Here is a 13,877-nt window from a genome sequence, read left to right on the forward strand (position 1 = left end):
GCAGGTCATCATGGCCGGGTCCACTTGAGGCCGGCCGAGGCCCCACCCCGTACGGTGCCCGTGTGACTGACTTTCGCATCAGCTACGGCACCGAGGTCGCCGAAGCCCTGCGCGACGGCCGGCCCGTCGTCGCGCTGGAGAGCACCATCGTCTCGCACGGTCTGCCCCGACCGGAGAACCTGCGGGTGGCCAGGGAGATCGAGCGAACGGTTCGGGACGCCGGGGCCGTTCCGGCGACGATCGGCATGATCGCCGGCGAGCTGGTGGTCGGCCTGGACGACGCCCAGCTGACCCGGCTGGCCACCGTCGACGGGGTGACGAAGCTCTCCGTCCGCGACCTCGCGGTGGCTGGCGCGACCGGCGCGGACGGCGCGACCACGGTGGCCGCGACCAGCGCGGTGGCCGCCGCCGCCGGCATCGGCGTGTTCGCCACCGGCGGGCTGGGTGGGGTGCACCGGGAGGCCGCGCACACCTTCGACGAGTCGGCGGACCTGGTGACCCTGGCGCAGACCCCGATCGCTGTGGTCTGCGCCGGGGTCAAGTCGATCCTCGACGTGGGCGCGACGCTGGAGCGCCTGGAGACCCTCGGGGTCGCGGTGGTCGGTTACCGCACCCGCCGGTTCCCCGGCTTCTACCTCACCGACGCCGGCTTCGACCTGGACTGGTCGGTGGACTCGCCGGAGCAGGTCGCCGCCGTGCTCGCCGCCCGGGACGAGCACGCCGTGCACAGCGGCGGGCTGCTCATCGCCAACCCGCTGCCGGTCGACGAGCAGCTCGACCCGGAGCTGCACGACCGGACGCTCACCGAGGGCCTGGCCCTGCTGGAGCGGGACGGGATCACCGGAAAGGCCGTCACTCCGTACCTGCTCGCGCACTTCCACTCGGCCACCGAGGGCGCGAGCCTGGCGGTGAACGTGCGGATCATCCTGCGCAACGCCGACCTGGCCGCGCGGATCGCGGTCGCCTCGGTGGCCCGCGGCACCGCCGTCACGACATGATCCGACCGGCCCGGGTGGTCGTCGTCGGGGACGTGATCACCGATGTGGTCGCCGTGTTGTCCGGGCCGCTCGCGGCCGGCTCGGACACCGGGGCCGCGATCAGTCTCGGCGGCGGCGGTCAGGCGGCCAACACCGCCGCCTGGGTCGCCGCGCAGCGGGTGGACGTCACGCTCGTCGGCGCTGTCGGTGACGACGACGCCGGGCGGGACCGGGTGGCCGAGCTGGAACGGGCGGGCGTCGACTGCGCCATCGAGCGGGTCGAGGGCGCCCCGACCGGCACGGTCATCGTGTTGGCCGCCGACGACGAGCGCACCATGGTCAGCCAGCGGGGCGCGAACCTGCGACTGAGCGCCGCGCACGTCGAACAGGCCCTCGCGGCGGCGCCCGGCGCTGGGCATCTGCACCTGTCCGCGTACACCCTGTTGGACGCGGAGTCGCGCGGCGCGGGGCTGCGGGCGTTGGCCGCCGCCCGCGAGCGCGGGCTCACCATCAGCGTCGACGCGGCCTCCGCGGCGCCGTTGCGGCGGGTCGGCGCGGCGGCGTTCCTGGGTTGGGTACGCGACATCGACCTGCTCCTGGTCAACGCGGACGAGGCCACGGTACTGGCCGGCGGGCTGGACCCGGCGGCGCAGGGGCGGGCGCTGTCGGCGACGGCTCGGCGGGTGGTGGTGAAGCGCGGCGCGGCCGGCGCGGTCTGGGTGGACCGCACCACGCCGGTCTGCGTGGCTCCGGCCAGCCGGGTGGCGGTGGTGGACGTCACGGGCGCGGGCGACGCCTTCGCGGCCGGTCTGCTCACCGCGTGGCTCGCCGGTGCCACCCCGACCGCGGCACTGAGCCGCGCCACCGACCTGGGCGCGCTTGCAGTCTCCACCGCCGGGGCTCGGCCACAGGCGTAGCGGCCGGTGCCGGGCCTGGCGCGGTCGGGACGGATCGAACCCTGGCCCGTTCGCGGGTCAGGGTTCGACGTCGATGACCTTGTGCGGGCGCTCCTCGGCGGTGAGGCTCATCGGCGGCGTGTCGTCCTGGTGGCGGGGGTGGAACCGGTTGGCCAGCCGGTGCTCTTCCTTCGGCGGCCGGTCGTTGGCCAGCAGCACGGCCAGCCAGGGAATGAGCACCATGCCGAGGCCGCACAGTGGCAGCCAGAGCCAGAGCAGTGGGGCGTTCGCACCGACCAGGATCGCGCCGACGATGATGCACAGCACCCGGATGCCCATCATCAGGACGTAGCGGCGCTGGCGACTGTTGAGCTGATCGTCCTGGCTGCGCGAGGCGTCGGTGATCAGAATCGGCTGGTACGCCTGACGCTTCACCATGGACCTCCTCGAGGGGGTTACGCCTCATCCTGTCACCGCAGGCCCGTGATCAGCGAACTTCGACTCATCCCGCCGCGTGTTACGCCCGTGGTACGCTCCGCGATGTGGGCAGCAGGTTCAGCTTCACCGACGAGGCGTTGGCCAACCTGAGGGTCTACGACGTCACACCCGGGGAAGTCTGGGAGGCGCTGCACAGCGCCCGACGGGTCATCCGTCATCTGGGTGACGACGTGATGGTGGTCTACGCCGCCGCCCGTCGGGGCCGCCGGCTGGCGGTGCTGCTCGCCGAGGCCGATGGCACCGACAACGACTGGGACATCCTCTCCGCCCGCGAGTTGAGCGACGTCGAGTCCAAGCGCTATGACGAGGCCGTGCGGAGATCTCGGTAGATGAGGAGGCCGTGACGATGCACCGTAACGACGCGACCAAGCAGTTCCACGACGGCGGCGAGCGAATCGCCGAGCTGATCGACGAGAGCCCGGCGGCGGAGCTGCCCACCCCCGACACCGACGTGCCGATGGTGAGCCGCTCGGTACGGCTGCCGCTGGACACCTACGAACGGGTTCGCGCCGCCGCCGACGCCCGGGGCATCGGGGTCACCACGCTGATGCGCCAGTGGATCGAGGCCGGCCTGGCCGACCTGGACGACTCCGCGACCGTCTCGCTGGCCGATGTCCGGCGCGCGCTGGCCTCGCTGGCGCACCCCACCGCCGCCTGAGCAGACGGCCCCTCAACAGGCCGGTCGGTCAGCCGCCGGTGGTCTTCGCCTTGGCCGCCGCCTTCATCTGCTGCTTGAACTCCCGCACCCGACGCAGCGAATCGGCGTCGGTGACGTCGGCCACCGACCGGTACGCGCCCGGGTCGCCGTAGTCTCCGGCTGCCTTCCGCCAGTCCTGCGGGGTCACCCCGAACCGCTTGCCGAGCAGGGCCACGAAGATCTGCGCCTTCTGCTTGCCGAAGCCGGGCAGCGCGGCAACCCGGCGCAGCAGCTCCGGCCCGTCGGCAACCTCGGCCCAGAGCAGCGCCGCGTCACCGTCGTAGCGCTCCACCAGCACCTGGCAGACCTCCTGCACCCGGGCCGCCATGGCCTTGGGAAATCGGTGCAACGCGGGCGGCTGGGCGAAGAGCGCGACCAGGGCCTCCGGGTCGTACCCGGCCAGCTCCGCCGCGTCCAGCTCATGGCCGAGCCGCTGCTGGAGCACGTACGGCGACGAGAACGCCTTCTCCATCGGCACCTGTTGATCAAGAACGAGCGCAAGGACAAGCGCCAGAGCATTCCGCTGGAGAAGCTCGTTCGCCTCGGGGTCGATAGGGAGGGACAGCGCCATGCTCTGATGATGCCGCACGCGACCGGTACTGCCGGTTGGGTAGGCAGCAATCGGAACGAGGTTCGATAGAGTCTGCGGGCTGGTGTGAACAGAAGCGCAGGAGTCGAGCTGCCATGACGGCGAACCAAGTGACGGCTCGGCGTGTCTGACGGGGTCAGCGTGAGAGACCGGTGGATCTATCACTTCACGCACGTGGACAACATAGAGGCGATCTTTAGTTCGGGCCGGGTCGCCTGTGACATCACCGCACGCGAGGGTCTGACCCGCACCGAGGTCGGCGACCGGGCAATCAAGGAGTCTCGTCGCCGACGACCAGTGCTGGCCGGGCCCGGTGGACAGGTGGGTGACTACGTCCCGTTCTACTATGCTCCCAGGTCGCCCATGATGTACCGAATCGCCTGCGATCACCGGGACAGCAAGCCAAATTGCTATCCCGGGGGCGACCGGCCGCTTGTTTACCTCCTGACTACCGTCGGATCTGCGGTCGATGGCGCATCAGGATGGGTCGGAACCGACGGCAACGCCGCCACCGCTACCACGGAGTTCACGGCTGACCTTCGGGCCTTGGACGAGATGGTCGACTGGCCGCTCATGACAGCCGAGCGATGGAACAACACCGCCGAAGACATGGACCGCCAACGCAGGCGACAGGCGGAATTCCTCGTTCATCAGGAGATGGATACGCAGCTGATCAAGTGGGTTGGCGTTCACGATGATCATCACCAGTCGCAGGTGCAGGCGCTCCTAGCAGGGCATCCACTCACGGAGCGGGTTATCGTCAGGCCCAAGTGGTACTACGGGTACGGAAGGAGGTGAGAAGCATGATCGAAGATGGCCACGGCAACCTGCTCACCGCTGAGGTCGACGCTCTCGTCAACACGGTCAATACCGTGGGTGTAATGGGCAAGGGCATCGCTCTGCAGTTCAAACGGGCATTCCCGGCGAACTTCCGCGCCTACCGAGCTGCCTGCGCGAGAGGTGAGGTTCGCTTGGGCGAGGTCTGGACGTTCGATAACGCCGTACTTGGGCACCGTCGATACATCCTGAACTTTCCGACCAAGGGACACTGGCGGGGCAGGTCGCATCTAGAGGACATCGTTGCTGGCCTCGGCTCGCTGGTAGAGGTAGTCAACGAGCGAGGTATCACCTCCATCGCCATACCCGCCCTAGGCTGCGGCAACGGTGGTTTGCAGTGGAGCGACGTTCGTCCGTTGATTGAGCAGGCAGCCGCTCGTATGCCGAACGTGCGCGTCGTGGTCTTCGCTCCGGAAGGAGCTCCAGCGCCCGCCGCCATGCCCAACGCAACGCCAGCCCCCGCCCTGACCCCTCTCCGCGCCGTCCTACTGATCGCGATCGCCCGATATCTCGACCGTGCTCGGCTTCAGGAGGTTCGGGAGGGGATCAGCGAGTTGGAGATTCAGAAGCTTGCGTACTTCCTCCAGGTTCTAGGCACACCGCTGAAGTTGGCGTTCAACCGGGGAACCTATGGGCCCTACGCGCCGACTCTTGGCCACGTACTGGACAGCCTTGAAGGCCACTACCTGTCAGGCATCGGGGACCGGTCTGCGCCGGTCACTCAGTTCGCGCCGATCAACCCCCTTCCCCAGAGCGTCGAGGCGGCCGAAACTGCCCTACGAGGCGAAGATGAGATCGTCCGCCGCGTCAACGAGCTGCTTGAACTGGTCGACAGCTTCGAAACGCCTTACAGTCTCGAACTTCTCGCCACAGTGCACTTCGCCTCTGTTCAGGCACCTCTGACAGCCGAACCGGCCGAATTGGCCGATCGAGTGGCCTCCTGGAGTCTTCGCAAGGCACGCATGTTCACCGACAAGCACGTACGGGTAGCCGCAGCCCGGCTCAAGGAGCATGAGCTTCTGCCAGCCTGACAGGAACGAGTCCGCTTCCTATGGGCAGGGCAGGCGCTGGTCGAGAACCATGCCGACCAGCAGGGCCAGCGGGCTGCGCTCGAGCAGCCGGTTGGCCTCCGGGTCGATGGGCAGGACAAGCGTCATGCGGACCATCCTGCCCGGCCCACCGATCCGGGCGGCACCGACGCTCCGACCGTTCGCCACAGATGTTGCCCGTCTGCCACTCTCAGCGACATACTTCCAACCGCCCCACCCGGATCCCCGTACCACCGGCTCGGCCACACCGTCCGGCACCGCTGGTGGCGACCCCTGGTCGGCACCGTCGCGCTGGCTGCCTCGGCGTTGGTGGTCTTCTGCCTGCTCTTCGGCGTCGCCGCCCTCGTGGCCGAGCTCACTGACCGCCCCTACGACGCCGACGGGCTGCCGACCTTCGGCCCGATTCCGGACGCCGCGCTACTGATCGCCTCGCTGGCCCTGCTGCTCCCCCTGCTCTTCGGCGCCGCCTGGCTCGTGCAACGCCGACCCGCCGGCACGCTCTCCTCGGTGCTCGGCCGGCTGCGGTGGGGCTGGCTCGGCCGCTGCCTACTGATCGCCACACCGCTGATCATCGTCATGCTGTTCGGCGCGGACCTCCTGCTCGGCCTGACCGACGAGAGCTCGAATCTCGACCCGGCAGACACGTGGGTGGGTTAGCCTCAATTCGCCGCCGGCCTACTGATGGTCCTCCTGCTGGTGCCATTCCAGGCCGCCGCAGAGGAGTACGCCTTCCGGGGGCTGGCTGTTGCAGGCCGTCGGCGCGTACCTGCGCTCGCCCTGGCCCGCGATCGCCCTCCAGGCGGTGCTCTTCGCCGCCGCACACGGCTGGGGCACCGGCTGGGGTTTCCTGGACCTGGCATTCATGGGCGCGTTGGTCGGCTGGTTGACTGTGCGAACCGGCGGGCTCGAGGCCGCCATCGCGCTGCACGTGGTGAACAATCTGACCGCTTTCGCGCTGGCGGCGGCCTTCGGCGGGCTCACGGCCGACGAGACGATTGCCGACGCCCCGTGGCAGCTCGTCCTCGTCGACGTGCTGGCACTGTCGGCGTACGCCCTGGTCATCGACCGGCTGGCCGCGCGTCGAGGGCTGGCGACGGTCGTACCGCCGGCCCTGGTCGTGGCGGTGCCCGGCGAGCCATCGGCCCCGACCGGTGCCGAGCTGAAGCTGCCGGGCGTCGGGGTCGAATCTCGCGGGTGATGATGGGTTCCCCCGCGCCGGGAGGCAGGATGTCGGGGTGGACGAACACGACATGCTGCTCTCCCCCGCCGGCGTCGACGCGCTGCGCACCGCGCTGACCCGGGCCGGATTCACCAGCAACGGCATCGCCGGCCGGCTCGGCTCGCAGGCCACCGGCGGGGTCGCGCGCAACGACTACCGGGCGGCGCTGCGCGCCACCGAGGACCGGGACCCGCTCGGCACGCTGATCCGGGTGTTCATCTGCGCCCAGACCGAGTCGGAGGCCGCGGTGGCCGCCGCCCTGGCGCCGCTGAGCCTGGCCGAGGCGCTGGCCGGCGGGCTGGTCGAGCGGTACGGCGACGGCCTGCGTGCCGGCATCGACCTGGAGCCGTACGGCGAGGACTGGTGGGTGCTCGCCGACGTGCCGGCCAGCGCCCGCCCGGGTCGCCCGTTGCACGCCGAGCACGTCCTCGGCGTCGGAGGGGCGACCCACACCCTGATCGGCGCGACCATGCGCCGGCCGGTCGACACCGCACTGGACCTGGGCACCGGCTCCGGGATCCAGGCCCTGCACCTGGGCACCCACGCCAGGTCGGTGACCGCCACCGACCTCTCCGAGCGGGCGCTGCGCTTCGCCGCGACCACCGCCGCCCTCAACGGTCAGGACTGGGAGCTGCTCCGCGGCGACCTGGTCGCCCCGGTGGCCGGTCGGCGGTTCGACCTGGTGGTGAGCAACCCACCGTTCGTGGTCGGCCCGGGCACCACCACGCACGTGTACCGCGACTCCGGCCGGGTCGGTGACGCGATCGGCGCCGAGCTGGCCGCCGCCGCCCCGGGCCTGCTCACCGAGGGCGGCACCATGCAGTACCTGGCGAACTGGGTGCACGTCGCCGGCGAGGAGTGGGACGAGCGGGTGGCCGGCTGGTTCGCCGGGACCGGCCTGGACGCCTGGGTGATCCAGCGCGAGGTGGCCGACCCGATGGCGTACGTCGAACTGTGGCTCACCGACGTCGGCGAGACCGCCGACCCGCAACGGATGGCCGCCTGGCTGGACTGGTTCGACGCGCACAAGGTGGAGGGCATCGGCTTCGGCATCGTGTCACTGCGTCGGGGCGGGCACGCCGACCCGGTGGTCCGGGTGGAGGATCTGCGCCAGCGGGTGCAGCCACCGCTGGGCGACCAGGTCGCCGCCTGGTTCGACCGCCAGGACTTTCTCCGGGTACGCGACACCGAGGCGTTGCTCGCCGAGCGCTACCGGGCCGCCGAGGGCCTCCAGCTGCGACAGGAGGCCACCATGGGCGACGAGGGCTGGGGGGTGGACCGGCAGGTCCTCGCGATGCCGCACGGCCTGCGCTGGACCGAGGAGATCGACCCGCTGGTGCTGGCGCTGGTCGGTGGCGCCGAGGGCCGGCTGCCGCTGCGTGACCAGCTCGCCCTGCTCGCCGCCGCGCACGACGTCGAGCCCGACGAGGTGGCCGAGGCCGCCGGCCCGATCGTGGCGCACCTGGTGGAGCGTGGCTTCATCGAGCCGGTGAGCGCCTGATGCGGGCGGTGGTGCAGACCGTCGGGCGGGCCAGCGTGACGGTGGACGGCGAGGTGGTCGGTGCCATCGAGAACGGCCTGCTGGTGCTGCTCGGCGTGACCCACACCGACACCGCGGAGACCGCTCAGACGATGGCCCGCAAGGTGCACGAGGTGCGCATCCTGGACGGTGAGCGGTCCGTCGCCGACACCGGCGCGCCGATCCTGGTGGTCAGCCAGTTCACCCTCTACGGCGACGTCCGCAAGGGCCGCCGACCGAGCTGGACCGCCGCCGCCCCCGCCGAGGTCGCCGAGCCACTGGTGACAGCGGTCGTCGACGCGCTCCGCCAACGGGGTGCCAAGGTCGAGACCGGCCGCTTCCGCGCCCACATGCTGGTCGACAGCACGAACATAGGCCCCCAAACCCTCCTCCTGGACATCTAACCCCGCCGTCCGCCTGTCCCCGACCCCCACCCCGGTTGATGCGGGGGTGGGGGCGGGTCGGTTAGGAGAAGAGGCCTCGGCGGGACAGGGACTGGCGGAGCCAGTTGTCGAGTTCGGCGGTCCAGTCGGTGCGGTCGGCGGTGGCGTGATCGACGGTGAACCGGCCGAAGGCGTCCCGGCCCTCGGTGAAGACACCGCCGCGCTTGTCGACCTCCAGCACCACCTGCATCTGCTGCGCGTCGGCGATGAAGGTGACCTCCAACTGGTTGATCGAACGGGCGTACTGCGGTGCCGGGCTGAACTCGATCTCCTGGTAGAACGGCAACGTCTGGTGTACGCCGTAGATGTGGCCACGCTCCACGTCGGCGCGGGCGAACCGGAAGCCCAGCCGCAGCAGCGCGTCCAGCAGTCGCTCCTGCGCCGGCAGCGGGTGCACCGACACGGCGTCCAGGTCACCCTTGTCGACCGCGCGGGCGACCTCCAGCTCGGTACGCAGGCCCATCGTCATCCCGTGCAGGTGCTGCCCGTACAGCTCGGTGACCGGTGTCTCCCACGGCACGTCGAAGCGGAACGGAAGGTCGTAGCGCTGCCCCGGCTCCAGCCGGAACGCGCCGGTGACCTGCTGGCGGTGGAACTCCTGAGTGGTGTCGTAGTCGTTGTCGCCGCTCTCCACCTCGACCCGGGTGACCAGGCCGAGGGCGACGTGGTCGATGTCGACCTGGTGGTCGCCGCCCAGCACCTGGATCCGGCCCTCCAGATGGCCGCCCGGGCGGCAGTTCGCGTTGGCGAGCACCGTCTCCACCGACGGACCACCGACGCCCATCGCCTTCATGAGCCGCTTGAAGACCACACCGTCCTCCAACTGTCGTTTTCGGCCGACCAGGGGTGGCCGGCCGTCCGCAACGTAGCCGGGGCGGGCAACCACACACTCCGGTGACACACCGCGCCAACGATCCGACGCAATTCCTGTCGGTTGCCCGATCGCCTCACTCCCGTTTTACGCCCCGCCCGCCAAGCTGTTGTTCACACCGGCACCACTGGGCCGGGAACACGGCACCGACGTGGAAACGGGGAGAGACAGAGATGGTCCTTCAGATGACGGAACACCGGACGCGCCCGGCAACCACGACCGACACTGACGCCGCCCCCGAGGCCCTCGTCGACCTGGACGCCACCGACGAGCGCGGCATCTCCACCGACCTGGTCCGGGCCTACCTCAACGGAATCGGCCGGACGAAGCTGCTGACCGCCGCGCAGGAGGTCGACCTGGCCCGGCGCGTCGAGGCCGGCCTGTTCGCCGACGAGAAGCTGGCCACCTGCACCCCGGTCTCCGCGGAGCTGCGAGCCGACCTGGAGCTGATCGTCGCGGAGGGTCGCGCAGCCAAGGACCACCTGTTGGAGGCGAACCTGCGGCTGGTGGTCAGCATCGCCAAGCGCTACACCGGCCGTGGCATGGCGTTCCTCGACCTGATCCAGGAGGGCAACCTCGGTCTGATCCGGGCGGTGGAGAAGTTCGACTACGCCAAGGGCTACAAGTTCTCCACGTACGCCACCTGGTGGATCCGACAGGCAATCACCCGCGCCATGGCCGACCAGGCCCGCACCATCCGCATCCCGGTGCACATGGTCGAGCAGGTCAACCGGATGGTTCGGGCCCGCCGCGAACTGGCGGTGACGCTGGGCCGCGAGCCGACTGTCGCCGAGGTGGCCCGGGCACTGGAGATCCCCGAGATCCAGGTCATCGAGCTGATCTCCTACGACCGGGAACCGGTCAGCCTGGACCAGGCCGTCGGCGACGACGGTGAGAGCGCGCTCGGCGACTTCGTGGCCTCGGTGGACCCGCGCACCGAGCCGGGCGACGCCGCCGCCCAGGGCGAGCTGCGCAACGAGGTCAGCATCGTGCTCTCCACCCTGTCCCAGCGGGAACAGGCGGTCATCCGCCTCCGGTTCGGCCTGGACGACGGCCGCCAGCGCACCCTGGACGAGGTCGGCCGGGAGTTCGGCCTGTCCCGGGAGCGGATCCGGCAGATCGAGAAGGTGACGCTGCTGAAGCTGCGCGCCCCGGAGCGGGCCCAGCGCCTGGAGGCGTACGCCTGCTGACGCACCCGGTTCCCACGGAAGGCCCTGGCGGTTCGCCGGGGCCTTCCGTGCTGTCGAGGTGCTTGACTGGGACACCGTCCGCTGACCGACGACGCGAGGAGAGCGACGATGAACTGGACACTTGAAGTGGTGATCGTGCCGGTCGCCGATGTGGACCGGGCGAAGAAGTTCTACGCCGATCAGCTCGGCTTCACTGTGGACCACGACACGGTGATCAGCGAGGAGGCGCGCATCGTCCAGCTGACCCCGCCCGGCTCCGGCTGCTCGATCGTGATCGGTAAGGGCGTCGTCCCGCAGATGCCGCCCGGCTCACTCAAAGGTCTGCAACTGGTGGTACCCAACCTGAAGCGGGCCCACGAGGAGCTGGTCGGGCGGGGCGTGGAGGTCAGCGACATCCAGGTGGTGGGTCAGAACCCCCGGCCGGTGCCGGATCCGCTGGACAATGTCGGCTTCGTCTTCTTCGCTGACCCGGACGGCAACACCTGGGGCGTCCAGCAGATCTCCAGCCGCGCCTGACCGGCACGCTCACAGGCGGCGGGGGCCGGTGTCCGGGCGGGCCACCACGCCACCCACCCCTACCTGCGCGTGCAGGATCGAGATGCCGTCCGGGCGGGCGAGCACCGGGTTGAGGGTCAGCGACCGCACCCGGGGCTGTTCGTCGGCGAGCTGACCCACCCGCAGCAGCAGGTCGGCCAGGGCCGCCCGGTCGACCGGCGCGGCCCCCCGGTGCCCGCGCAGCAGCGGCGCCGCCCGAGGCTCGTCGACCAGCTCGGCCGCGTCCCGGTCGGTCAGCGGCACCGCCCGCCAGGCCCGATCGCCGAGCAGCTCGGTGGCGACCCCGCCCAGGCCGAAACCGACCACCGGCCCGAACGCGGGGTCTTCCACCACCTCCACCACGCAGGCCACGCCGGGCGAGACCATCGGCTGGACCAGCGCGTCCGCGCCGAAGGTCGCCGCCAGGTCCGCGTACGCCCGGCGGAGGGTCGGCTCGTCGGGCAGGTCCAGCCGGACCGCGCCGAGGTCGAGCCGGTGCCGCAGCCCGGGGGCGGCCGCCTTGAGCGCCACCGGGAAGCCCAGCCGCGCCGCCGCGTCGACCGCAGCGTCGACCGAGTCGACGGACACCGAGGGCACCACGTCGATGCCGTACGCGGCCAGCAGCGCACCCGGGTCGGTGGCGTCGGCCCGGAGCGCGGCCTGCGCGGCAGCCCGATCGAGGTCGGGCAGCTCCGGTGCCACCCCGGGCGGGCGGCGAAGCCACTCGGCGTACCGGTGCGCGCGGGCGAGCGCGCGGACCGCCTCCTCCACGCCGCCGTACGCCGGCACCCCCGGTGACAGTCGCCCGACCAGGAACGTCGCCACGGTCGGCTTGCCCAGCGCGAGGGCGGCCGGCAGCGCGGCGGTCACGTCGGCGTCCACCTCGGTCAGCTGGCCGGGTAGCGGCGGGGCGAAGACCACCACCAGGGCGTCCACCCGTTCGTCAGCGGCCGTCTCGGCGAGCGCGGCGGCGAACACGGCCGCACCGGCGCTCGGCCCGACGTCGCGGGGATAACCGTCGGCCACGCTCAGGCCGTGCCCGACGCAGGCGGTCGCGGCGAGCCCGGTGAGGGCCGAGGAGTTGCCGACCACACCGACCCGGCCGCCGGCCGGCAACGGCTGGTTGGCCAGCAGCACACCCACGTCGAGCAACTCCGGCACGGTGTCCACCCGAATCACCCCGGACTGGGCGAAGAGCGCCGCCACCGCCACCTCGTCCGGCCCGGCGGCGTCACCGACCCCGGGCGGACGGGCCGGCGAGGCGAGCGCGACGACCGGTTTGGCGCGGCCGATCCGCCGGGCCAACCGGGCGAACTTGCGCGGGTTCCCGAAGGTCTCCAGGTAGAGCATGATCACGTCGGTGCCGGGGTCGTCCTGCCAGTACTGCAGGAGGTCGTTGCCGGAGACGTCGGCCCGGTTGCCGGCCGAGACGAAGCTGGACAGCCCGAGGCCCCGCCGGTCCGCCTCGGCGAGCAGCGCCACCCCGAACGCACCCGACTGACTGAAGATGCCGACCCGACCGGCCGGCGGCAGGGCCGGGGCGAGGGTGGCGTTGAGGCGTACCGTCGGGTCGGTGTTGGCCACGCCCAGGCAGTTCGGGCCGACGACCCGCATCCCGGCCGCGTGCGCCGCGCGGACCAGTGCCCGCTGGGTGGCCGCGCCCTCGCCGCCGGCCTCGGCGAAGCCGGCCGAGATGATCACCAGGCCGTGCACCCCCGCGGCAGCGGCGTCGGCGACCACGGCGGTCGCCGCCTCCGGTGGGACCGCCACCACCGCCAGGTCCACCGGCGCTCCGGCATCAACCGCCGACGGGTACGCCGGGAGGCCCGCCACTGTCGACGCGCTCGGATGCACCGGCACCACCGCACCGGTGAACCCGCCGTCGCGCAGGTGCCCGAGCACCGCCGCGCCGACGCCCTGGCCGGTGGCGCTGGCGCCGTAGACGACGATGCCGCGCGGGGCGAGCAGCCGGGCGATCGAGCGGGCCTCGGTGCGGTGCTCCCGGCCGCGCTGCACCTCCAGGCTGGCCTCGGTGGGCGCGATGGGGAAGCTCAGGTGGACCACGCCGTCGGCGTACTCGCGCTGGACCTGGTAGCCGAAGTCGGCGAAGACCCGCAACATCGTCCCGTTGGCCGGCAGCACCTCCGCGACGAAGCTCATGATGTCGTTGCGGCGGGCCGCGTCGGCCAGGTGTTCCATCAGCACCGAGCCGATGCCCCGCCCCTGGTAGGCGTCCTCCACCACGAAGGCCACCTCCGCCTCGGGGGCCTGCGGGCCGAGCCGCTCGTACCGGCCGACCGCGACGATCTGGTCGGCGGCCAGCACCACGAACGCCTCCCGGTCGTGGTGGTCCACGGTGACGAAACGGATCAGATCCCGCTCCGGGATGCGCGGGTACGGCGAGAAGTACCGCAGGTAGCGGGTGCGCTCGGAGAAACGGCTGTGCATCGCCACGATGCCCGGCGCGTCGGTCGGGTCGATGGGTCGCAACTGGACCGTGCTGCCATCACTGAGCAGCACGTCGACCGGCTGGTCCACGCTCGTCACCGGAACGCCCT

Annotated in this window: 16 protein-coding genes; 12 read left to right on the top strand and 4 right to left on the bottom strand. The window is 71.3% G+C overall.

From position 1 onward, the window contains the following. Positions 1 to 62: 62 nt before the first annotated feature. Positions 63 to 998: a pseudouridine-5'-phosphate glycosidase gene (locus tag ACIA47_RS22055; protein ID WP_203122753.1), complete on the top strand. Its 936-nt coding sequence runs from the start codon at positions 63 to 65 to the stop codon at positions 996 to 998. Beyond that, on the top strand, positions 998 to 1,894 hold the full coding sequence (locus tag ACIA47_RS22060) for a carbohydrate kinase family protein (protein ID WP_396710490.1): 897 nt from the start codon (positions 998 to 1,000) through the stop codon (positions 1,892 to 1,894). The genes ACIA47_RS22055 and ACIA47_RS22060 overlap by 1 nt, the downstream gene beginning before the upstream one ends. Positions 1,895 to 1,951: 57 nt before the next feature. On the opposite strand, the gene ACIA47_RS22065 is transcribed toward ACIA47_RS22060, so the two are convergent. Then, positions 1,952 to 2,311: a DUF3099 domain-containing protein gene (locus ACIA47_RS22065; protein ID WP_355420200.1), complete on the bottom strand. Its 360-nt coding sequence runs from the start codon at positions 2,309 to 2,311 to the stop codon at positions 1,952 to 1,954. A 104-nt stretch (positions 2,312 to 2,415) separates the two neighbouring features. Between ACIA47_RS22065 and ACIA47_RS22070 the strand changes: the two genes are divergently transcribed. Both ACIA47_RS22070 and ACIA47_RS22075 read left to right on the top strand, forming a co-directional pair. Next, positions 2,416 to 2,700, top strand: a complete 285-nt coding sequence (locus ACIA47_RS22070) for a hypothetical protein (protein WP_030489374.1) — start codon at positions 2,416 to 2,418, stop codon at positions 2,698 to 2,700. 17 nt (positions 2,701 to 2,717) lie between these two features. Continuing rightward, on the top strand, positions 2,718 to 3,029 hold the full coding sequence (locus ACIA47_RS22075; RefSeq protein WP_396710492.1) for a hypothetical protein: 312 nt from the start codon (positions 2,718 to 2,720) through the stop codon (positions 3,027 to 3,029). 28 nt (positions 3,030 to 3,057) lie between these two features. Here ACIA47_RS22075 and ACIA47_RS22080 read toward each other — a convergent pair whose 3' ends face one another. Next, complete coding sequence (locus ACIA47_RS22080) at positions 3,058 to 3,639, bottom strand: HhH-GPD-type base excision DNA repair protein (protein WP_396710269.1); 582 nt, start codon at positions 3,637 to 3,639, stop codon at positions 3,058 to 3,060. Positions 3,640 to 3,798: 159 nt separating this feature from the next. On the opposite strand from ACIA47_RS22080, the gene ACIA47_RS22085 reads away from it, so the two are divergent. The 6 genes from ACIA47_RS22085 to dtd all read left to right on the top strand — a co-directional run bounded on the left by ACIA47_RS22085 (position 3,799) and on the right by dtd (position 8,685). Continuing rightward, positions 3,799 to 4,455 carry a DUF4433 domain-containing protein gene (locus ACIA47_RS22085; protein ID WP_396710271.1) on the top strand — a complete coding sequence of 219 codons (657 nt, stop codon included), beginning with the start codon at positions 3,799 to 3,801 and terminating at the stop codon, positions 4,453 to 4,455. A 5-nt stretch (positions 4,456 to 4,460) separates the two neighbouring features. Beyond that, positions 4,461 to 5,525 carry a macro domain-containing protein gene (locus ACIA47_RS22090; RefSeq protein WP_396710273.1) on the top strand — a complete coding sequence of 355 codons (1,065 nt, stop codon included), beginning with the start codon at positions 4,461 to 4,463 and terminating at the stop codon, positions 5,523 to 5,525. 324 nt (positions 5,526 to 5,849) lie between these two features. Next, positions 5,850 to 6,200 carry a hypothetical protein gene (locus ACIA47_RS22095; RefSeq protein ID WP_396710275.1) on the top strand — a complete coding sequence of 117 codons (351 nt, stop codon included), beginning with the start codon at positions 5,850 to 5,852 and terminating at the stop codon, positions 6,198 to 6,200. An 88-nt stretch (positions 6,201 to 6,288) separates the two neighbouring features. Further along, positions 6,289 to 6,741: a lysostaphin resistance A-like protein gene (locus tag ACIA47_RS22100; protein WP_396710277.1), complete on the top strand. Its 453-nt coding sequence runs from the start codon at positions 6,289 to 6,291 to the stop codon at positions 6,739 to 6,741. 37 nt (positions 6,742 to 6,778) lie between these two features. Beyond that, the gene (locus tag ACIA47_RS22105; RefSeq protein WP_396710279.1) at positions 6,779 to 8,263 is read left to right on the top strand and encodes a methyltransferase; all 1,485 of its coding nucleotides are present in this window, start codon (positions 6,779 to 6,781) and stop codon (positions 8,261 to 8,263) included. After that, complete coding sequence (dtd, locus tag ACIA47_RS22110; protein WP_396710281.1) at positions 8,263 to 8,685, top strand: D-aminoacyl-tRNA deacylase; 423 nt, start codon at positions 8,263 to 8,265, stop codon at positions 8,683 to 8,685. The genes ACIA47_RS22105 and dtd overlap by 1 nt, the downstream gene beginning before the upstream one ends. A 61-nt stretch (positions 8,686 to 8,746) precedes the next feature. Here the strand turns inward: dtd and ACIA47_RS22115 are convergent, their stop codons facing one another. Further along, positions 8,747 to 9,535 (bottom strand): sporulation protein, encoded by a 789-nt coding sequence (locus tag ACIA47_RS22115; RefSeq protein WP_396710494.1) that lies wholly within the window; start codon positions 9,533 to 9,535, stop codon positions 8,747 to 8,749. Positions 9,536 to 9,768: 233 nt separating this feature from the next. Here ACIA47_RS22115 and sigB point away from each other — a divergent pair, with 233 nt between their 5' ends. Then, positions 9,769 to 10,785: an RNA polymerase sigma factor SigB gene (gene sigB / locus ACIA47_RS22120; protein ID WP_396710283.1), complete on the top strand. Its 1,017-nt coding sequence runs from the start codon at positions 9,769 to 9,771 to the stop codon at positions 10,783 to 10,785. A gap of 108 nt (positions 10,786 to 10,893) precedes the next feature. Next, a complete protein-coding gene (locus ACIA47_RS22125; protein WP_396710285.1) occupies positions 10,894 to 11,301 on the top strand; it encodes a VOC family protein in 408 nt (135 codons plus the stop codon). A 9-nt stretch (positions 11,302 to 11,310) separates the two neighbouring features. Here ACIA47_RS22125 and ACIA47_RS22130 read toward each other — a convergent pair whose 3' ends face one another. Further along, on the bottom strand, positions 11,311 to 13,866 hold the full coding sequence (locus ACIA47_RS22130) for a GNAT family N-acetyltransferase (protein ID WP_396710287.1): 2,556 nt from the start codon (positions 13,864 to 13,866) through the stop codon (positions 11,311 to 11,313). Positions 13,867 to 13,877: the final 11 nt, after the last annotated feature.

Source organism: Micromonospora sp. NPDC051227, from assembly GCF_044455385.1.
Taxonomy (GTDB): domain Bacteria; phylum Actinomycetota; class Actinomycetes; order Mycobacteriales; family Micromonosporaceae; genus Micromonospora.

Excerpts from the sequence above, each read along its gene's own strand:
- sigB (WP_396710283.1), top strand. The coding sequence starts at position 9,769 with ATGGTCCTTCAGATGACGGAACACCGGACGCGCCCGGCAACCACGACC.
- ACIA47_RS22065 (WP_355420200.1), bottom strand. The coding sequence starts at position 2,311 with ATGGTGAAGCGTCAGGCGTACCAGCCGATTCTGATCACCGACGCCTCG.
- ACIA47_RS22080 (WP_396710269.1), bottom strand. The coding sequence starts at position 3,639 with ATGGCGCTGTCCCTCCCTATCGACCCCGAGGCGAACGAGCTTCTCCAG.
- ACIA47_RS22075 (WP_396710492.1), top strand. The coding sequence starts at position 2,718 with ATGCACCGTAACGACGCGACCAAGCAGTTCCACGACGGCGGCGAGCGA.
- ACIA47_RS22090 (WP_396710273.1), top strand. The coding sequence starts at position 4,461 with ATGATCGAAGATGGCCACGGCAACCTGCTCACCGCTGAGGTCGACGCT.
- dtd (WP_396710281.1), top strand. The coding sequence starts at position 8,263 with ATGCGGGCGGTGGTGCAGACCGTCGGGCGGGCCAGCGTGACGGTGGAC.
- ACIA47_RS22125 (WP_396710285.1), top strand. The coding sequence starts at position 10,894 with ATGAACTGGACACTTGAAGTGGTGATCGTGCCGGTCGCCGATGTGGAC.